The sequence below is a fragment of the Streptomyces sp. JLBJ103 genome, assembly GCF_058215575.1.
The window spans coordinates 1997844-2017053 of the sequence record NZ_CM177089.1; the positions used below are offsets into that span (position 1 = coordinate 1997844).

A 19210-nucleotide genomic window follows, 5' to 3' on the forward strand; every position below is an offset into this window, starting at 1 on the left:
AGGGATGGGCACCATGAGCATGCGTAAGACGGCCGCGGCGGCCACGGTGGTACTCGCGCTGGCAGTGACGGCGACCGCCTGTGGCGGAGATTCCGGCACCGCCGGTGACAAGCCGAAGGGCGGCGACGTCAAGACCGGCACCTACAAGGTCGCCAAGAACGTGAAGCTGGACTCGCCGACCCTGAAGAAGGCGCAGAAGCGCGGCAAGCTGATCATCGGCGCCAAGGCCGACCAGCCCTACCTCGGCTTCGTGGACACCGCGGGCAAGCGCACCGGTTTCGACATCGAGATCGCCAAGATGGTCGCCGCCGACCTCGGCTTCTCCGAGAAGCAGATCGAGTTCAAGACGGTCGACTCCAACGTCCGTGAGACCTCGATCTCCAAGGGCCAGGTCGACTACTACGTCGGCACCTACACCATCAACGACGAGCGAAAGAAGCAGGTCGGCTTCGCGGGCCCGTACTACGAGGCCGGCGCCGACCTCCTGGTCCGCAAGGACGAGAAGGGCATCACCGGTCCGGACGCCGTCAAGGGCAAGAAGGTCTGCTCGATCGTCGGCTCCACTCCGCTCCAGGAGATCAAGAAGTCGAAGTACGGCGCCAAGACCACCGAGCTGGGCAAGTACTCGCTCTGCGTCAAGCAGCTCCTCGACGGCCAGGTCGACGCGGTCACCACCGATGACGCGATCCTCAAGGGCTACGCGGCCCAGCGGCCCAGCAAGCTCAAGGTGGTCGGCAAGCCGTTCACCAAGGAGCCCTACGGCGTCGGCATGGACAAGAACGACAAGGCGCTCCGCGACGCGATCACCGACGCGCTCGAGAAGCACATCAAGAACGGCGACTACAAGAAGGCGTACGACGGCACGCTCGGCAAGTCCGGCTCGTCCTACGTCGCGCCGAAGACCCCCCTGCCGCGCTACTGAGTCAGCGCGTCAAGCAGGATTCCCGTTCGCCCTCGAAGCCGGTGCGCTCCGCACGCCGCTGACCTGACCGCTACCGCGGAGAATCGATGAACGTACTCCTCGATCACTTGCCCGAGTTCCGTGAAGGGTTCCTGGGAACCCTGGCCATCACGGCGGCCAGCGCGGTGCTCGCTCTTGTCCTGGGCATTCTCATAGCCGGCTTTAGGGTGTCCCCCATACCGCCGTTGCGCGCCTTCGGCACGGCATGGGTCACCCTGCTGCGCAACACGCCGCTGACCCTGCTGTTCCTGATCGCATTCTTCGTGATCCCCCAGATCTTCTTTCCGGGGACGAGCCCGTTCGTCCTCGCGATGGGAGCGCTGGGCTGCTACACGTCGTCCTTCGTCTGCGAGGCCGTGCGGTCCGGTATCAACACCGTGCCGCTCGGCCAGGCGGAGGCCGCCCGCAGCCTGGGGATGTCCTTTTCCCAGACCCTGCGGATGATCGTCCTGCCACAGGCCACCCGAACCGTGATTCCCCCCTTGAGCAGCATTTTCATCGCTCTCACCAAGAACTCGGCCATCGCGGGCGCGTTCAGCGTCAGTGAGTTGTTCAGCGTTTCGAAGCTGCTGAGCGACAAGGGCTACGCGATCGGCTGGATCTTCCTGTGGATCGCCCTGGCCTACCTGGTCATCACCTTCACCATCAGCGGTGTCTTCCGACTGCTGGAGCGCCGCCTGGAGGTGGCCCGATGAGCTCGAGCGTCCTGTACGACGCCCCCGGCCCCAAGGCCCGGATCCGTAACCGGATCTTCTCGGTCGTCGGTGTGCTGGCCGTCCTCGGCCTCGTCGTCTTCGCCGTACTGCGTCTGAACTCCAAGGGCCAGTTCGAGCCGGAGATGTGGAACATCTTCAACAACGCGGGTGTGCGCACCAACATTCGCGACGGTGTAGTGACCACCCTCAAGGTGTTCGCGGTGGCGGCGGTGCTGTCGCTGCTTCTCGGTGCCCTGCTCGCGGTCGGCAGGCTCTCGGACCACAAGCCGGTCCGGTGGCTCGCGACCGGCTTCATCGAGCTTTTCCGGGCCGTGCCGCTGCTGATCACCATCTACGCCCTGTGGGTGCTTCTGCTCACCTACAAGTCGGAGCTGGGACTCACCGGCAGCGCACCGGAATTCTGGGCCCTGGTCATCGGCCTCACCGTCTACAACGGCACAGTGCAGGCCGAGGTGCTGCGGGCGGGCATCAACTCCGTGCCCAAGGGGCAGCGTGAGGCGGCCTACGCCCTTGGTATGAGCAAGACCCAGGTCATGACAACGGTTCTGGTCCCGCAGGCCGTCCGGGCGATGCTGCCGACCATCATCAGCCAGCTGGTGGTCACCCTGAAGGACACCTCGCTCGGCTTCATCATCACGTACGAGGAACTGCTCTACAACCTGATGCAGATGGGCGGGAACATCGTCGTCAACGACGAGAACCCGTACTTCCCGATGATCGTCGTCGGCGGTGTCATCTACATCGCGATGTGTATGGCACTCTCTGCTCTGGCCACCTGGATCGAGCGGCGCGGCCGGCGCACCAAGACCGGAATCCAGGTCGCGGAAGCCGCCCAGCCGCTGGCTGCCGGTGACGCCGCCGCGGACCTCACCACGACGGACGCCCCGGGCGGCAAGACGGACTGACGACCGGGCACATCCGGGGTCCGCCAAGGGCGGTGGCGCGTGCGCCACCGCCCTTCGTCGCTTGACGCGGGCACTCGCAGTCGGTTGCATGCTTTCTGTGATCGCTCACCGGGCTTCAACTGCCAGTTTCCGTACGTCACGTACGACCCGCAGGGCCACAGGAACCGTGCCGTGGACCCGGTGATCATCGCCGGGGCGGGCCCGGTCGGACTCACCCTGGCCCTCGCCCTCGCCCGTCACGACGTGCCCGTCGTGCTCTTCGACGAGTCCGTGGGCGCCGACGAGAACCGCCTCGCCCGCACCGTCGTCCTGCGCCAGGACACCGCGGCCCTGCTGGAGCGGCTGGGCTGCCGAGCCGCGGTCCGTACCGCGCCGTGGACCGGCTGGCGCACCATGCGGCGGCGACAGCTGGTCCGGGAGCTTCCCCTGGCCCCGGGTGCCCTCTTCGGCTCCGGGCGCGGTACGGGCGGCCTGCCCGGCGCCCGCGACGGTGACAGTGACGGACGGGACGGCGGTTTCCCGGACGACGGGGCCGCCGCCACGCTCTCTCCCGTGCATCTGCCGCAGCACGAGCTCACCCGGGCGCTGCGCGGCGCGCTGGCCGCCATCGGCGACGAGGACCTCGTCCGCATCGTCAGCGGCACCCGGGTCGAGGCCCTGGAACAGGACGCCCACGGGGTCAGTGTGCGCACCCGCGGCGCCCAGGCCACCTGGTGGCGGGGCAGCTATCTGGTCGGCTGCGACGGGCCCCGGTCCACCGTCCGCAAGGCCCTCGGGGTGCGCTTCCCGGGGCGTACGGCGGTGGAGCGGCACGCGGTCGCCGTGCTGCGTGCCGAACTCCCCTGGCCCGGTGAGGCCCTGCTGCACCGTTCGCCCCCGTGGCGCAGCATCGACGCGGAGGTGACCGCGCGTCCGCTGCCGCGCGGCCTGTGGCGTGTCGACTGGCTGCTTCCGCCCGGCCGGGACCTCGTCACCCCCGACGCGTTGCTGGTCCGGGTGCGCGACACCCTCGCGGGGTGGTGCGGGGACTCCGCGCTCCCCTATGAGCTTCTGGACACCGGTGTGCACACCGTGCACCACCGGCTCGCCCGTCGCTGGCGCGTAGGCCGGGCCTTCCTGGCGGGAGATGCGGCCCATCTGCTCGGCGCACTCGGTACCCAGGGGCTGGAGGAGGGACTGCGGGACGTCGGCAACCTCGCCTGGAAGCTTTCGCTCGTCTGGCACCACGGCGCCTCGGACGCCCTCCTCGACAGCTATCAGACGGAGCGACGCGGGGCGGTCGGCACCCGGCTGCGCACCACCGACCAGGCACTGCCGCAGGTGCGGGCGTGGGGCGGCTGGCGTGCGGTACGGCGCAGTGTGCTGCCGGGCGGGGAGCGCGGCCATGACGCGCTGCTCACCGACGGGCACCTCGGCGGCGGGCCGCTGGGCGCCCCGCCGGTCTACAGCCGTTCACCGCTGGCACCCGCGGCGCCGCCCGCGGGCGCGGTCACGGTGGGCACGGCACTCGGGGCGCCGGTCGACGATGTCCCGGTGACGGCTCCGGACGGCTCGGTCGTGACCCTGCGGGAACGGCTGGGCCGTGAGCTGCTGGTGGTGCTGGTCGCTCCCGGGACCGGAGTATGGGACCGCCGCCACTGGATGCGGGCCGGGCTGATGCCGCGGCTGGCGGCCGCGGTCTCCACGCTGCCGATGCGGACGGAGCTGCTGGTCGCCGAGGAGTACCCGGGGGCCCCGGCCCATACGGTGCTGCTGGTCCGGCCGGACGGTCATCTCGCCGCCGCCCTGTCCGGGGTCCGGCCCGCCGAGCTGTACGCGTACGCGGACGCGCTGCGGGGCGGGGCGATGGCACAGGGCGAGAGGCCCCGGGACGCGGAGGCGGCCGCACGCCGGTAGCGCGGGGGTGGTCGGGACCGGACGCCGACGGCGCCGGTCAGCCGGAGTGCCCGGAAGGTGATATCCGGCGTCGCCGGTCGGCGCGGTTGACCTCTCCTTCCGGCGCATGCTTCACTGCGGAGCGTGACTGACACCTGCTTGCCTCGCTTCTGGCGGAGGGTCCATCTGGACCTGGTCCGCTACGCGGGCTGTGTGTGTCGTCCGTCCTGTTGATCCGCATGTCTCCCGCGCGGCCCGGCCGTGCTCCTTTCGCGATCACTCAGGACGGCTCCTGTGCACGATGTACGCATTCCCTCACCTTCTGCGGCTTCCTCCGTCTCGCCCGTCGCCCCGACGCGCCCGGTCGAGGAACCCGGCCCGGCGGCCCCGCCCACCGCGGCCGACCTCCTGGACTTCGCCCGTCGCACGGCCGCCGACGCCGAACTGGTCGCCTCGCTCCCCCTGGACCCGGAGGACCGCACCTGGTTGCGGCTCGAGGGGCCGGGCGGCAGTGAGGCATGGCTGATCGGCTGGCCCCCGGGCACCGGCACCGGCTGGCACGACCACGGCGGCTCGCACGGCGCGCTGGTCACCGCCGCCGGTGAGCTCATCGAACAGTCCCTCGCGGCGCGGCTGCCCACGGAGGGCTGGAAGACCCTCGAACTCGCCGATGACGTGGACCGCGAGCGACCGCTGCCCGCCGGACGGGGCCGGGCCTTCGGCCCGCATCATGTCCATGAGGTGCTCAACACGTCCACCACCCGGCACGCGGTCTCGGTGCACGCCTACTACCCGCCGCTGCCGCTGATGCGGCGTTACAGCCGCACCGGTCAGGTGCTGCGACTGGAACAGGTCGAACAGCCGGAGGAGTGGGGTTAGGCGATGGGCACCGCACAACGGACACAACGGACTCAACGGAGCGTCGACGAGCTGCTGGCCGAGGCCCGGGCGGGACTTGACCGGCTCGGGCCCGCCGAGGCGGCGGCCGTCCGCGCCGCGGGCGGGCTGCTGGTGGACATCCGGTACGCGGCACTGCGGGAGCGCGACGGCACCATCCCGGGGGCGCTGATCGTCGAGCGGAACGAGCTGGAGTGGCGGCTCGACCCGCAGTGCGACCACCGGCTGCCGGAGGCCGCCCACCACGATCTACCGGTCGTGGTGGTCTGCAATGAGGGCTACGCTTCCAGCTTCGCGGCCGTCTCCCTGCGGCAGTTGGGGCTGGTGCGGGCGACCGACCTGGTGGGCGGCTTCCAGGCATGGCGCGCGGCGGGGCTGCCCGTGGAGCCACCCGCCTCCCCCCTGACACCGCGCGGGTACGGACCCCAGGGGCACGGCCTCGGGAACACGAGCCTCGGGGCCGGACCTCAGGGACACATACCTCGGGGCACGGCTTCCCCGGGCGCTCAGACGTCCGGGGCGTAGTACTCCAGCAGCTCCGGGTCCTCCCCCTCCTCCTCCAGGGCGCGGCGCACCACCCGCAGCGCCAGCCCCTCGGAATAGCCCTTGCGGGCCAGCATTCCGGCGAGACGGCGGAGCCGCTTCTCCCGGTCCAGGCCGCGGGTGGCCCGCAGCTTGCGCTCGATCAGCTCGCGGGCGGTGCGCTCCTCCTGATCGGCGTCGAGCTGCCCCACGGCATCCTCGATCAAGGCGGAGTCAACGCCCTTGGTGCGTAGCTCGCGAGCGAGCGCGCGACGGGCGAGCCCCCGGCTGTGGTGCCGGGACTCCACCCAGGCGGCGGCGAACGCGGCGTCGTCGATCAGTCCGACGTCCTCGAAGCGGGACAGCACCTCCTGTGCCGCCTCGTCCGGGATGCCCCGGGTCCGCAGCGCGTCCGCGAGCTGCTGACGGGTGCGCGGGGTCCCGGTGAGCAGGCGCAGACAGATCGCCCGCGCCTGCTCCTCGGGACTGAGCGGCGGCCCCTGCCCGGCCCTCGACGGGGAGGGGGCACCGCCGTCCGGACGGGCCGGTCGCTCCGGACCGCCCGAGTCCTGCGGCCATGCGGTCCGCCGGGTCATGGATCAGCTCTTGGCCGCGGCGGTCTTCGCCGCCTTGGCCCCGGACTTGGCCGCCGAGGCGGGCGCGGCCTTCACCGGTGCGGCAACCGGCTCCGCGCCGCCCGCCGCGTCCGCGCCGGGCTCGCCCGCGGTCTCGGGCTTGACGCCGATGCCGAGCTTTTCCTTGATCTTCTTCTCGATCTCGTTGGCCAGATCGGGGTTGTCCTTGAGGAAGTTGCGGGCGTTCTCCTTGCCCTGCCCCAGCTGGTCGCCCTCGTAGGTGTACCAGGCCCCGGACTTGCGGATGAAGCCGTGCTCGACGCCCATGTCGATCAGGCCGCCCTCACGGCTGATGCCCTGGCCATAGAGGATGTCGAACTCGGCCTGCTTGAAGGGCGGCGCGACCTTGTTCTTCACGACCTTGACGCGGGTGCGGTTGCCCACCGCGTCGGTGCCGTCCTTGAGAGTCTCGATCCGGCGGATGTCCAGCCGCACCGAGGCGTAGAACTTCAGCGCCCGGCCACCGGTGGTGGTCTCCGGAGAGCCGAACATGACGCCGACCTTCTCACGGAGCTGGTTGATGAAGATCGCGGTGGTCTTGGACTGGTTCAGGGCACCGGTGATCTTCCGCAGCGCCTGGCTCATCAGCCGGGCCTGGAGGCCGACATGGGAGTCGCCCATCTCACCCTCGATCTCCGCGCGCGGCACCAGGGCGGCCACGGAGTCGATGACGATGAGGTCGAGGGCGCCGGAGCGGATCAGCATGTCGGTGATCTCGAGCGCCTGCTCGCCGTTGTCCGGCTGGGAGAGGATCAGCGAGTCGGTGTCCACGCCCAGCTTCTGCGCGTACTCCGGGTCGAGCGCGTGCTCGGCGTCCACGAAGGCGACGGTGCCGCCCGCCCGCTGGGCGTTGGCCACCGCGTGGAGGGTCAGCGTCGTCTTACCGGAGGACTCCGGGCCGTAGACCTCCACCACCCGGCCGCGCGGCAGGCCGCCGACGCCGAGGGCGACGTCGAGAGCGGTCGACCCGGTGGGGATGACCTCGATGGGCTCGTTCGGCCGCTCGCCCATGCGCATCACGGCGCCCTTGCCGAATTGCCGTTCAATCTGTGCGAGCGCGGCGTCGAGCGCCTTCTCGCGGTCGGTTCCTGCCATGGGCTCCACCCGGTTTGCTTGAGTCGATCGCTTCACGTCCATGACGCTAGCGCCTGCCACTGACAAGCGGCCCGGACGTCCTCGGCCTGTGGATAACCGGGCCGGGATTCCATGAGAATGGATGTTCGATTTTTGTGTCAACCACGCCGCGACAGCGCGTGGCGCATCCGCGCCAGCGCCGAGCCACCGCGCCGCCGCGCGCGCCCGTGCACCCGCGGATCGTCCGTCACGTCATAGCGTTTGATGTACGCGCCGAGGAACGCCTGGAGCGTCGCGGTCGCCGGAATCGCGATCAGCGCGCCCACCGCGCCGAGCAGCGCCGTACCCGCTATGACCGATCCGAACGAGACGGCCGGGTGGATGTCGACCGTCCTCGCGGTGATCCGCGGCTGGAGCAGGTAGTTCTCGAACTGCTGGTAGATCACGACGAAGCCCAGCACCCAGACCGCGTACCAGGGGGCGACGGTGAACGCGATCAGCATCGGCAGGGCACCCGCCAGGTACGTGCCGATGGTCGGGATGAACTGGGAGATCAGACCGACCCACACCGCGAGCGCCGGAGCGTAGGGCACGGCCAGGGTTTCCAGCAGGACGTAGTGGGCGACGCCGGAGATCAGCGCCATCACCCCGCGCGAGTAGATGTAGCCGCCGGTCTTGGCGACCGCGATCTCCCACGCGCGCAGTACCTCGGTCTGGCGGGCCGGGGGCAGCACGGAGCACAGGGCGCGGCGCAGCCGCGGGCCGTCGGCGGCGAAGTAGAAGGCGAACAGGGTCACCGTGAGGACCTTGAACAGCCCGCCGAGCACCTGCGTCGAGACGTCCAGCACATTGTCGGCGCTGTTCTTCACATAGCTCTGGAGCCAGTCGGAGTGGAGCAGGCTGTCCTGGATCTCCAGCCGTGACAGATCGGTGTGGAAAGTGTCGTTGACCCAGCTGACCACCTGGTCGAGGTACTTCGGGAAATCCTCGACCATGGTCACGATCTGGTCGGCGAGCATCGAGCCGAGCAAGGTGAAGAAGCCCGCCACGGAGATGAGGATGCCGAGGAAGACCAGCGCGGTGGCCAGCCCGCGGCGCATTCCGCGCGCGGACATCCGGTCCACGGCCGGCTCGATCGCCAGTGCCAGGAAGAAGGCGATCACGATGTTCAGCAGCAGCCCGGTCAGCTGGTCGAAGGCCCAGCTGGCAAGGCGGTAACAGGCCACCAGCGCAAGCGCCAGCACCATCGCGCGGGGCAGCCAGCGCGGCATACGCGCGGACTCCGCCGTGGACGGCTGCTCGGGGTTCACGACGGCCGGAGCGGCGGCGGCAGCGCCGTCGGCGTTGCCGTCGGCGCCGGACGGGAGGGTCTCTTCGGTCGGGGCCACTGGGCAAGTGTGGCGTACATTCGCCGCGAAAATCCGGCCACCCCCTCATTGGCCCGGACCCGGGCCGGTCACGAGCCCGGGTCGGGCCCGCCGCGGGGCGGCTCCCTCAGCGCTTGTCAGCGCCGGTCATCTCCGGTCAGCACGTGTCGGTTCGGGTCAGTGCTTGTCGGCGCCGGCGCGTGTCGGTGCTTGTCAGCGTTTCTCCTGGGGGATGTCCAGCGCGGTGCACACCCCGCGCCACACCTCCTTGGCGCTCCAGCCCGCGTCCAGGGCCTGGTGCACGGTCCGGCCGCCGAGTTCGGACATCACATGATCGCGCGCGAAGGAGTCGGCGTACGCCTCACCGAAGTAATCCGCCATCCGCTGCCAGAAGACCGTCAACCGCATGCGCCCAGTATCGCGCTCCCGGGGTGCACCGAGGCGTGAGCCCCCTGCCAGGGGTGCCGCGCGCTCTACGGTCTGACCATGGACCGATCCGTGAGCCTCTCCTCCTCGCCGCCCTCGCCCTCCTCCGCGCTCGCGCGCGCCGAGCGGTTCATGTGGCTGACCGCCCGGGTGCTGGAGCAGCGCCGCTTCGCGTATCACTTCCTGGACGGGGGCGCGGAGGCCGTCGAGGCCGCACTCACGGCGTACCTGGGGCCGGACGGCGGCTACGGCCACGGGCTGGAGCCGGATCTGCGCGGACCGGTGAGCCAGCCGCTGCACGCCGTGCACGCGCTGCGGGTGCTCGACGGGATCGGGCGCTGCGGCGGGCAGCGGACCGAGCGTCTGTGCCGCTATCTGACGGCCGTGTCCACCCCCGACGGCGCGCTGCCGGTGAGCCATCCCTCGCTGCGCGGCTATCCGGCCGCCCCCTGGATCCCGGTGGCGGACGATCCGCCGAGCGGACTGCTCACCACGGGCCCGGTGGTGGGGCTGCTGCACCGCAACGAGGTGTGGCACGCCTGGCTGTTCCGGGCCACGGACTTCTGCTGGGCCGCGGTCACGGCGCTGACCGAGGGCGCGCCCGCGCACCCGTACGAGGTCGCGGCGGCCGTCGCCTTCCTGGACGGCGTGCCGGACCGGGGCCGCGCCGCGGAGGCGGCCGAGCGACTGGGCCGCCGGGTGCGGGAGCGGGGGCTGGTGGCGCTGGACCCCGGGCACGGCGCCGAGGATGTCGCGGCGCCGCCCGGCCAGGGCGGCACCGCGACGTACGCGCTGGTGCACGATGTCGCCCCGGCGCCCGGTTCACTGGCCCGCCGGTGGTTCACCGACGCGGAGGTGGAGCGGTCGCTGGACGTCCTCGCGGACGCGCAGCGGGAGGACGGCGGCTGGCCGGCCCGCCGGCGCGCGTGGGCGCCGGGAGCCTCGCTGGAGAGCCGGGCCGTGGTGACGCTGGAGGCGCTGCTCACCCTGCGCGCGTACGGCCGCGCGGTGTGAGGTCCGCACGTCCGTTCACAAGGTGCGGACGGCGGCGGTGGCGATGACGGCCACGGCGACCACCACCAGGAAGGGGGCGCGCAGGATCAGAGCGAGCGCCGCCGCTCCGAGCCCGGCCGCGCGCGCGTCCAGCACCAGGTGCTGTCCGTCGGTGAAGGTCTGCTGGGCGGTGAGGGCGGTCAGCAGGGCCACCGGGAGCAGCGCCGCCAGCCGTCTGACCACCGGGCGCTCCAGAGCTCCGGCGGGCACCGAGAGGCCCAGGAGTTTGACCACGTAGCAGCCGACCGCGGTGACGCCGATGGCGATCCAGGTACTCATCGGCGCGCCCCCTCCTCCTGGTCTCCCCGGCCGTCCCGGCCGCGCGCGGCGCGTCCCTGCACCACTCCGTGCGCCACGAGGACGGCGGGGGCGGCGAGCGCGGCCACGAGCACCGGAACCCCGGCGGGCAGCACCGGCTGGCAGGCGAGGACGAGCAGCACGCCGAGTCCGGCCACGGCGCGCTCCAGGGTGGAGCTGAGCATCGGGGCCAACAGAGCGAGGAAGACGGCGGGCCCGGCGGCGTCCAGCCCCCAGGCGGAGGTGTCGCCGAGCGCGGAGGCTCCCAGGGCGCCGATCAGGGTGGTGAGGTTCCACAGGACGTACAGGGTCAGCCCGGTGACGGTGAAGCCGAGGCGCGCGGTGCGCCGGTCCGGCTGGGCGAGGGTGACGGCGGAGGTCTCGTCGATGACCCAGTGGGCGGCCAGGGGACGCACCGAGCGGGGGAGGCCGAGCAGCCCGGACAGCCGCAGCCCGTAGAAGGCGTTGCGCACCCCGAGGAAGAACGCCCCGGCGGCAGCCGTGAACGGATTGCCGCCCGCGGCGAGCGCCCCGACGAGTGCGAACTGCGAGGCGCCGGTGAAGACCAGCAGACTCAGCGCGCAGGTCTGGAGGACGTCGAGCCCGGCGCCCGCCGAAGTCACCCCGAAGGCGAAACCGGAGAGCCCGACGGCGACGCCGACGCCCAGGGCGTCGCGGATGACGGTGGAGTCCGCCGGGGGCGCGGCGGACTCGGTTCGTATGTCTATCTCTTCTGGCACGTCCCGCACGCTAAGCGAGCGCATCAGGCTCGGTCTTGTACGTTCTTGCGCGCTCGCGCTGGTAGGCGCCCGGTGGCACGCCCACAATGCGAGTGAAGTGCCGGTTCAGATGCGGCTGATCGGTGAAGCCGACGGCGACGGCGGTCTCGGCCGGTGCGGCCCCGGCGTCCAGGAGTCGGCGGGCCCGGCGCACCCGGGCGTCGGTCAGCCAGGTGTGCGGCGGCATCCCGTAGGCGGCGCGGAAGGCGCGCAGCAGGGCGAACGGCCCGGTGCCCAGCTCGGCCGCCAGCCCTTCCAGGGACGGCGGTTGGGCCATCCGCTCCTCCAGCAGCGCACGCGCGCGCACCGCGACCCGCGCGCCCGCGGTGGGCGCCGTGCGCGCGGGGAGCGGACCGCCATGGTCACGCAGCAGACGGGCCACGGCGACGCGCAGCAGACTGTCGGCGGCCAGCGCGTTGCCCTCCTCGGCTGCCCGGTGCACCTCGGTGACCAGCCGCGCGGTCCGCGGATCGTCCACGACGGCGGTCCCGAAGCCGGCCGTACCGCGCAGGGTGGTGGTCTCGGCGGCGATGGCGGCGACCACGTCCGCGTCCGGGTACAGCACGCTGTAGCGCCATCCCTCGGGCACTCCGGCCCGTCCGGTGTGCGGGGTGTCGGGGTTGATGAGCGCGAGCCCGCCGGGCCCGGTCCGCTCCACCGCGCCACGGTGGTGGAACTCCTCGACGCCCTCGGTGATCGCCGCGATCACGAAGGTCTCGTGGGTGTGCTGCACGAAGGTCTTGTGGATGTAGCGGGCGCGGAGCAGATCCACCCCGGGCAGCTGGGGGCACCGCCAGTGCCGCGCGCTCTCCCCGGTGCCCATGCCACCCATTGTGCGCCCCGGCCCGGCCGCCTCTGACCAGCGGATCCGGTGGCTTGTCAGTGGTGCGGTGCACGATGGAGGACATGGCAGGCTCGGCGCTCGACGGATTCTCCCCGGCCACCCGCGGATGGTTCACGGGTGCCTTCACCGCGCCCACGTCCGCGCAGGAGGGCGCGTGGCGGGCGATCGGCAAGGGCTCGGACGTGCTGGTCGTCGCGCCCACCGGCTCGGGCAAGACGCTGGCCGCCTTCCTGGCCGCCCTGGACCGGCTGGCCGCCGAGCCCCCGCCCGCCGAGGCCAAGAAGCGCTGCCGGGTGCTGTACGTCTCCCCGCTGAAGGCCCTCGCGGTCGATGTCGAGCGCAATCTCCGCAGCCCGCTCACCGGGATCCGCCAGGAGTCGGTGCGGCTGGGCCTTCCCGAGCCGGAGATCCGGGTGGGCATCCGCTCCGGCGACACCCCGGCCGCGGAGCGCCGGGCCCTGGCCGCCCGCCCGCCGGACATCCTGATCACCACCCCCGAGTCGCTGTTCCTGATGCTCACCTCCGCCACCCGGGACGCGCTGCGCGGAGTGGAGACCGTCATCCTGGACGAGGTGCACGCCGTCGCGGGCACCAAGCGCGGCGCCCATCTCGCGCTGTCCCTGGAGCGGCTCGACGAGCTGCTCGACCGCCCCGCCCGCCGGATCGGCCTGTCGGCCACCGTGCGCCCGGTGGACGAGGTGGCACGCTTCCTGTCGCCGCACCGCACGGTCGAGATCGTCCAGCCGCCATCGGGCAAGGAGTTCGACCTGTCGGTGGTCGTCCCGGTCGAGGACCTCGGCGAGCTGGGCGGCTCCCCCGTGCAGGACGGGGAGACCGGTGAGCGCCCCTCGATCTGGCCGCATGTGGAGGAGCGGATCGCCGATCTCGTCCAGGCCCACCGCTCCACCATCGTCTTCGCCAACTCCCGGCGGCTGGCCGAGCGGCTGTGCAACCGGCTCAACGAGATCGCCTATGAGCGCGCCACCGGCGAGGCGCTGCCCGAGGACCACTCCCCCGCCCAGCTGATGGGCGGATCGGGGGCGGCCACCGGGGCGCCCACGCTACTCGCCCGCGCGCACCACGGCTCGGTGTCCAAAGAGCAGCGGGCGCTGGTCGAGGAGGACCTCAAAGCCGGGCGGCTGCCCGCCGTTGTCGCCACCTCCAGCCTGGAGCTGGGCATCGACATGGGCGCGGTGGACCTGGTCGTCCAGGTCGAGTCCCCGCCGTCGGTGGCCTCCGGGCTCCAGCGGGTGGGCCGCGCCGGTCACCAGGTGGGCGCGGTCTCCACCGGTGTGGTCTTCCCCAAGTACCGCGGCGATCTGGTCCAGTCGGCAGTGGTCACCGAGCGGATGCGCAAGGGAGCCATCGAGGCACTGCGGGTGCCCGCGAACCCGCTGGACGTGCTCGCCCAGCAGCTCGTCGCCATCACCTCCATGGACGCCTGGGACGTCGACGAGCTGCTCGCCCTCGTCCGCCGCGCCGCGCCCTTCGCCTCGCTCCCGGAGTCGGCGTACACCTCGGTGCTGGACATGCTGGCCGGGCGCTACCCCTCCGACGCCTTCGCTGAGTTGCGGCCCCGCCTGGTGTGGGACCGCGTCGCCAATACGGTCACCGGCCGGCCGGGCGCCCAGCGGCTCGCGGTGACCTCCGGCGGCACCATCCCCGACCGCGGTCTCTTCGGCGTCTTCCTGGCGGGCGCCGACCCCAAGAAGGGCGGCGGCAGGGTCGGAGAGCTGGACGAGGAGATGGTCTACGAGTCGCGGGTGGGCGATGTGTTCACCCTCGGCACCACCTCATGGCGGATCGAGGACATCACCCGTGACCGGGTCCTGGTCTCCCCCGCCCCCGGCGTCCCCGGCCGCCTGCCCTTCTGGAAGGGCGACCAGCTCGGCCGCCCGCTCGAACTGGGCCGTGCGCTGGGCGCGTTCCTGCGCGAGGTCGGCGCCCTGGCGCCCGAGGCCGCCCGCGCGCGGCTGCTGGCCGCCGGTCTGGACGCCTGGGCCGCGGACAATGTCACCGCCTATCTCGACGAGCAGCGCCGGGCCTGCGGCCATGTGCCCGACGACCGGACGATCGTCGTGGAGCGGTTCCGGGACGAGCTGGGCGACTGGCGGGTTGTGGTCCACTCCCCCTTCGGGGCCCAGGTCCACGCCCCCTGGGCGCTCGCCCTGGGCTCCCGGCTGGCCGAGCGGTACGGCATGGACACCCAGGTGATGCACGCCGACGACGGCATCGTGCTGCGCCTGCCCGACGCCGACCTCATGGGCCTGGACCTCCTCGACGGCGATCCGATGCGGCCGGGCACCGAGTACGACACCGAGCAGTCCCCCGTAGGCGCGGCCGATGTCGCCTTCGACAAGGGCGAGATCGGCGACCTCGTCACCGATCAGGTCGGCGGCTCGGCCCTGTTCGCGTCCCGCTTCCGCGAATGCGCCGCCCGCGCCCTCCTGCTGCCCCGCCGCAACCCGGGCAAGCGCACCCCGCTGTGGCAGCAGCGCCAGCGCGCCGCGCAACTGCTCCAGGTGACGAGCGAGTTCGGCTCCTTCCCGATCGTCCTGGAGGCCGTCCGCGAATGCCTCCAGGATGTCTTCGACGTCCCGGGTCTCACCGAGCTGATGGGCGACATCGAGGCCCGCCGGGTGCGGCTGGTGGAGGTCACCACCCCCGAGCCGTCGCCCTTCGCACGCTCGCTGCTCTTCGGCTATGTCGCCCAGTTCCTCTACGAGGGCGACTCCCCGCTGGCCGAGCGCCGCGCGGCGGCCCTGTCCCTGGACTCACGGCTGCTGGCCGAGCTGCTGGGCCAGGCCGAGCTGCGCGAGCTGCTCGACGCCGAGGTCCTGGCCGAGCTGGAGCGGGAGTTGCAGTGGCTCACCGAGGACCGCCGGGTCAAGGACGCCGAGGGCGTCGCCGATCTGCTGCGGCTGCTCGGCCCACTCACCGGGGCCGAGCTGACCGAGCGCGGCGCCGACCCGCGGTGGCCCGGGGAGCTGGCGGCGGCCCGGCGGGCCATCCGGGTCCGGATCGCGGGCGAGGCGCGGTGGGCGGCTGTCGAGGACGCCGGGCGGCTGCGCGACGCGCTCGGCACCGCGCTCCCGGTCGGTGTCCCCGAGGCGTTCACCGAGCCGGTCAAGGACCCCCTCGGCGATCTGCTGGCCCGTTACGCGCGCACCCACGGCCCGTTCACTTCGTCTCAGGCCGCCGCCCGCTTCGGCCTCGGCACGGCCGTCACCGACGGCGCCCTGCACCGGCTCGCCGCGACCGGCCGGATCGTCCAGGGCGAGTTCCACCCCGCTGGAGTGGGCCAGGAGTGGTGCGACGCGGCCGTCCTGCGGCGTCTGCGGCGCCGCTCGCTCGCCGCGCTGCGCCATGAGCTGGAGCCGGTGCCGCCCGCGGCGCTCGCCGCCTTCCTCCCCCAGTGGCAGCATCTGGGCACCCACAGCCTGCGCGGTATCGACGGGCTGGTGCGCGCGATCGAGCAGCTCCAGGGAGCGCCGGTGCCCGCCTCCGCCCTGGAGAAGCTGGTGCTGCCCTCCCGGGTCAGCGACTACACCCCCACGATGCTCGACGAGCTGACCGTCGCCGGAGAGGTGGTCTGGGCCGGGGCGGGCGCACTGCCCGGCAAGGACGGCTGGGTCACCCTCCATCTGGCGGAGACCGCGCCGCTGCTGCTGCACACCCCGCATCCGTTCGAGGCGGGCCCGCTCCACCGGGCCGTGCTGGACGCCCTGTCCGGGGGCTACGGCCTGTTCTTCCGCCAGATCGCCGATCAGGTCCGCGCCGCCGGCCAGGAGTTCCAGGATCCGCAGCTCGCCGAGGCCATCTGGGACCTGGCCTGGTCCGGGCGGCTCACCGGTGACACCCTGGCCCCGCTCCGCTCGCTGCTCGGTTCGGGCCGCACCGCGGGCTCCACCGCCCACCGCGCCAAGCGCACGGTCCCCCGGGGGCGCTACGGCGGCCTCGCCGGCCGCACCGGCCGCCCCACCGCCTCGCGCGGCGGACCGCCCACCGTCGCCGGGCGCTGGTCACTGCTGCCGGAGCGGGAATCCGAACCCACCCACCGGGCGCACGCCCTGGCACACACCCTCCTGGACCGGCACGGGGTGGTCACCCGCGGGGCGGTCGCCGCCGAGGGCGTCGAGGGCGGCTTCTCCGCCGCGTACCGGGTGCTGTCCGCGTTCGAGGAGACCGGCCAGGCGCGCCGCGGCTATGTCGTCGAGGGGCTGGGCGCCGCCCAGTTCGCGATGGACGGCGCGGTGGACCGGCTCCGCGTGGTCAGCACTGCCCGCGACCGCGCCGCCGGCCCCATCCCGGGCCCGGCGTTCGACGGGGGGCCGGGGCAGTCGTCGCGGCGCACCGTCGTGCTGGCCGCCGCCGACCCCGCCAACGCCTATGGCGCCGCCCTGCCCTGGCCCGATCCGCCTGCCGACGCGGGCCATCGGCCGGGCCGCAAGGCGGGGTCGCTGGTGGTGCTCGTCGACGGCGAGCTGACCCTCTACATGGAGCGCGGCGGCAAGACCCTGCTCGCCTGGCCCTCCGGCGAGGCCGAGGCCGCCTCTCCGGAGGACGACGACAGGCTGCGGGCGGCGGTCGAGGCGCTGGCCGGGTCGGCCCGCGCGGGCGCCCTGGGCAATGTGACCGTCGAGCGGATCAACGGCGGTCAGGCGCTGTCGTCCCCGGTCGGCCGCGTCCTGGAGGCCGCCGGGTTCCATCCGACGCCGCGCGGTCTGCGGCTGCGCCCCTGAGAGGCCGCCCATGCCCGAAGGAGACACCGTCTGGCAGACGGCCCAGCGCCTGCACACGGCGCTCGCGGGCGCCCGGCTCACCGTATGCGATCTGCGCGTCCCCCGGCTGGCGACCGCCGACCTGACCGGCCGCCGGGTCCTGGAGGTCGTCCCGCGCGGCAAGCATCTGCTGACCCGGGTCGAGGGCGGTCTCACCCTCCACTCCCATCTGCGGATGGACGGCGCCTGGTATGTGTACGGCGCCGGGGAGCGGTGGCGCGGCGGTCCGCACCACCAGATCCGCGCCGTCCTCGCCACCGCCGAGCACACCGCCGTCGGCTACCGGCTCCCGGTGCTGGAGCTGCTGCGCACCGCCGAGGAGGACCGCGCGGTCGGCCATCTGGGCCCCGATCTCCTCGGCCCCGACTGGGATCCGGAGGAGGCGTTGCGCAGACTGCTCGCCGACCCGTCCCGGCCCCTGGGCGAGGCTCTGCTCGACCAGCGCAATCTGGCCGGGATGGGCAATGTCTACAAGTCCGAGCTGTGCTTCGTGCTGCGGCTCTCACCCTGGCTGCCGGTCGGCGAAGTCCCCTCCCCCGAGCGCCTGGTGACCGTCGCCAAACGTCTGCTGGAGGTCAACCGGAACCGCCGGGCCCGCATCACCACGGCACAGTCCCGCCCCGACCGCAGACTGTGGGTGTACGGCCGCCCGGGCCGCCCCTGTCTGCGCTGCGGTACGCCGGTGCGCGCCGCCGACCAGGGGCGCGCGGGGCAGGAGCGCACCACCTTCTGGTGCCCGCGCTGCCAGCCGGGGCCGCAGGGCCCGCCTCTCGCGTCCGGCTCATTGACGCCAACTAATTGACGACCCGTCAGATACGGCCGTACCGTCACCCCATGACCGCCACTTCGGCGTACGACCTCAGCCGCCGCACCGCCCTGGTCACGGGTGCGGCCGGGGGTATCGGGCGGGCCACCGCCGTTCTGCTCGCCGCGGCCGGAGCCGCCGTCCACTGCGCCGACCTCGACGAGGACGGGGCGCGGCGGACGGCCGAGCAGATCACCCTGGCCGGCGGCAACGCCCGCGCCCACATGCTCGACGTCGCCGACCGGGCCCAGGTCTCCGCCGTCGTCAAGGCCGTCGTCCGGGACGGGGGGCGGCTGGACGTACTGGCCGCCATCGCCGGGATCATGCACAGCAGTCCGGTGCTGGAGACCGACGAAGCCGATCTCGACCGAGTCCTCGCCGTCAACTTCAAGGGTGTGCTGTACGGATGCCAGGAGGCGGCACGCGCCATGATCGCCCAGGGGACGGGCGGCTCCATCGTCACCATGGCCTCCGGCGCGATCGACACCGGCACCCCGGGGCTGCTGTGCTACGGCGTCACCAAGGCGGCCGTGGTCCAGCTCACCCGGACGCTCGCGGCCGAGGTCGGCCGTCATGGCATCCGCGTCAATGCCGTCGCCCCCGGCTGGATCCGCACCGCCATGACCGCGCGGAACAGCGACGAGGAGCAGCAGCTCGCCGAGACGCCGATGGCCCGGCGCACTCCGCTGGGGCGGGTGGGCGAGCCCGAGGACATCGCCCATGCGGTGCTCTACCTCGCGTCCGGCGCCTCGTCCTTCATGACCGGCCAGATCCTGCGCCCGAATGGCGGAATCGCGATGCCGTGGTGATCCTCCTGGCCCTTCCGGCCCTTCGCCGGGGCGAGGGGCCGCAGTGCACCGGCAGCAGGCTCAGCCCCCAGCCGCCGACCGCCAGGGTCCCTTCCACCGGCCCGGCCGCGTCCGGCGATACGGCCAGCCGGAAGACCGACCACCACCACAGAGCGCCGAGAGCGAGCGCGAGCACCCACCGGACCGCCCGTCGGCCCAGGATGCCGGCCCCTCCCACGGCTGCCATGACTGCCTCCTTCGGGCGACGCTAGACGCCTGTTCGCACACGGCGGGAGGGCGCACAGGAGGCACGTCAGCGCGCGTCGGACACCCACGCTCCCCCCAGTCTGCCCAGCCGGGCCGCAGGGCGCACCCAGAGCGAAGCGCACCAGGGGCGGCGGCGCCGACGGGCGGGCGTGGATCCGGTGCGGGAACCGGTCGTCTCGCAGACTGCGCGGCCATCGCCGGGGGCGATGACCACACGG

Annotated in this window: 17 protein-coding genes and 1 pseudogene; 11 read left to right on the forward strand and 7 right to left on the reverse strand. The window is 72.7% G+C overall.

Annotated elements, in window-relative coordinates:
• The first annotated feature begins 13 nt into the window (after nucleotides 1–13).
• The 7 genes and pseudogenes from AC4BEG_RS08550 to AC4BEG_RS08580 all read left to right on the forward strand — a co-directional run.
• A complete protein-coding gene (locus AC4BEG_RS08550) occupies nucleotides 14–922 on the forward strand; it encodes a glutamate ABC transporter substrate-binding protein (protein WP_490705301.1) in 909 nt (302 codons plus the stop codon).
• An 86-nt stretch (nucleotides 923–1008) separates the two neighbouring features.
• Nucleotides 1009–1656 (forward strand): amino acid ABC transporter permease, encoded by a 648-nt coding sequence (locus AC4BEG_RS08555; protein WP_490705302.1) that lies wholly within the window; start codon nucleotides 1009–1011, stop codon nucleotides 1654–1656.
• Entirely contained in the window at nucleotides 1653–2582 is a 930-nt protein-coding gene (locus AC4BEG_RS08560; protein WP_490705303.1) for an amino acid ABC transporter permease, read from the forward strand. The genes AC4BEG_RS08555 and AC4BEG_RS08560 overlap by 4 nt, the downstream gene beginning before the upstream one ends.
• A gap of 171 nt (nucleotides 2583–2753) precedes the next feature.
• Nucleotides 2754–4478, forward strand: a complete 1725-nt coding sequence (locus AC4BEG_RS08565) for an FAD-dependent monooxygenase (RefSeq protein WP_490705304.1) — start codon at nucleotides 2754–2756, stop codon at nucleotides 4476–4478.
• Nucleotides 4479–4601: 123 nt separating this feature from the next.
• Entirely contained in the window at nucleotides 4602–4691 is a 90-nt protein-coding gene (locus AC4BEG_RS08570) for a putative leader peptide (RefSeq protein ID WP_309471148.1), read from the forward strand.
• Nucleotides 4692–4751: 60 nt separating this feature from the next.
• The gene (locus AC4BEG_RS08575; protein WP_490705305.1) at nucleotides 4752–5336 is read left to right on the forward strand and encodes a cupin domain-containing protein; all 585 of its coding nucleotides are present in this window, start codon (nucleotides 4752–4754) and stop codon (nucleotides 5334–5336) included.
• Between the two features lie 3 nt (nucleotides 5337–5339).
• Nucleotides 5340–5738: pseudogene (locus AC4BEG_RS08580) on the forward strand (rhodanese-like domain-containing protein); the annotation flags it as partial.
• Between the two features lie 122 nt (nucleotides 5739–5860).
• On the opposite strand, the gene recX reads toward AC4BEG_RS08580, so the two are convergent.
• The 4 genes from recX to AC4BEG_RS08600 all read right to left on the reverse strand — a co-directional run bounded on the left by recX (nucleotide 5861) and on the right by AC4BEG_RS08600 (nucleotide 9360).
• A complete protein-coding gene (gene recX / locus AC4BEG_RS08585) occupies nucleotides 5861–6472 on the reverse strand; it encodes a recombination regulator RecX (protein WP_490705306.1) in 612 nt (203 codons plus the stop codon).
• A gap of 3 nt (nucleotides 6473–6475) precedes the next feature.
• On the reverse strand, nucleotides 6476–7606 hold the full coding sequence (recA, locus tag AC4BEG_RS08590; protein ID WP_490705307.1) for a recombinase RecA: 1131 nt from the start codon (nucleotides 7604–7606) through the stop codon (nucleotides 6476–6478).
• 137 nt (nucleotides 7607–7743) lie between these two features.
• A complete protein-coding gene (locus tag AC4BEG_RS08595) occupies nucleotides 7744–8895 on the reverse strand; it encodes an AI-2E family transporter (protein WP_490707027.1) in 1152 nt (383 codons plus the stop codon).
• Nucleotides 8896–9165: 270 nt separating this feature from the next.
• A complete protein-coding gene (locus AC4BEG_RS08600) occupies nucleotides 9166–9360 on the reverse strand; it encodes a DUF3046 domain-containing protein (protein WP_490705308.1) in 195 nt (64 codons plus the stop codon).
• A 78-nt stretch (nucleotides 9361–9438) separates the two neighbouring features.
• Between AC4BEG_RS08600 and AC4BEG_RS08605 the strand changes: the two genes are divergently transcribed.
• Complete coding sequence (locus AC4BEG_RS08605; RefSeq protein ID WP_490705309.1) at nucleotides 9439–10392, forward strand: hypothetical protein; 954 nt, start codon at nucleotides 9439–9441, stop codon at nucleotides 10390–10392.
• Nucleotides 10393–10407: 15 nt separating this feature from the next.
• Here the strand turns inward: AC4BEG_RS08605 and AC4BEG_RS08610 are convergent, their stop codons facing one another.
• From AC4BEG_RS08610 to AC4BEG_RS08620, 3 genes are read right to left on the reverse strand one after another with little or no spacing between them, the layout of a single operon-like run.
• Nucleotides 10408–10710, reverse strand: coding sequence for an AzlD domain-containing protein (locus tag AC4BEG_RS08610; protein WP_490705310.1), 303 nt, complete (start codon nucleotides 10708–10710; stop codon nucleotides 10408–10410).
• Nucleotides 10707–11492 (reverse strand): AzlC family ABC transporter permease, encoded by a 786-nt coding sequence (locus AC4BEG_RS08615; RefSeq protein ID WP_490705311.1) that lies wholly within the window; start codon nucleotides 11490–11492, stop codon nucleotides 10707–10709. Before AC4BEG_RS08615 ends, AC4BEG_RS08610 begins: the two co-directional genes overlap by 4 nt.
• Nucleotides 11479–12330 (reverse strand): AraC family transcriptional regulator, encoded by an 852-nt coding sequence (locus AC4BEG_RS08620; RefSeq protein WP_490705312.1) that lies wholly within the window; start codon nucleotides 12328–12330, stop codon nucleotides 11479–11481. Before AC4BEG_RS08620 ends, AC4BEG_RS08615 begins: the two co-directional genes overlap by 14 nt.
• A gap of 83 nt (nucleotides 12331–12413) precedes the next feature.
• On the opposite strand from AC4BEG_RS08620, the gene AC4BEG_RS08625 reads away from it, so the two are divergent.
• From AC4BEG_RS08625 to AC4BEG_RS08635, 3 genes are read left to right on the forward strand one after another with little or no spacing between them, the layout of a single operon-like run.
• A complete protein-coding gene (locus AC4BEG_RS08625; protein ID WP_490705313.1) occupies nucleotides 12414–17093 on the forward strand; it encodes an ATP-dependent helicase in 4680 nt (1559 codons plus the stop codon).
• Between the two features lie 10 nt (nucleotides 17094–17103).
• Nucleotides 17104–17934: an Fpg/Nei family DNA glycosylase gene (locus AC4BEG_RS08630; protein ID WP_490705314.1), complete on the forward strand. Its 831-nt coding sequence runs from the start codon at nucleotides 17104–17106 to the stop codon at nucleotides 17932–17934.
• Nucleotides 17935–17966: 32 nt separating this feature from the next.
• The gene (locus tag AC4BEG_RS08635; RefSeq protein WP_490705315.1) at nucleotides 17967–18746 is read left to right on the forward strand and encodes an SDR family NAD(P)-dependent oxidoreductase; all 780 of its coding nucleotides are present in this window, start codon (nucleotides 17967–17969) and stop codon (nucleotides 18744–18746) included.
• Nucleotides 18747–19210 lie beyond the last annotated feature (464 nt).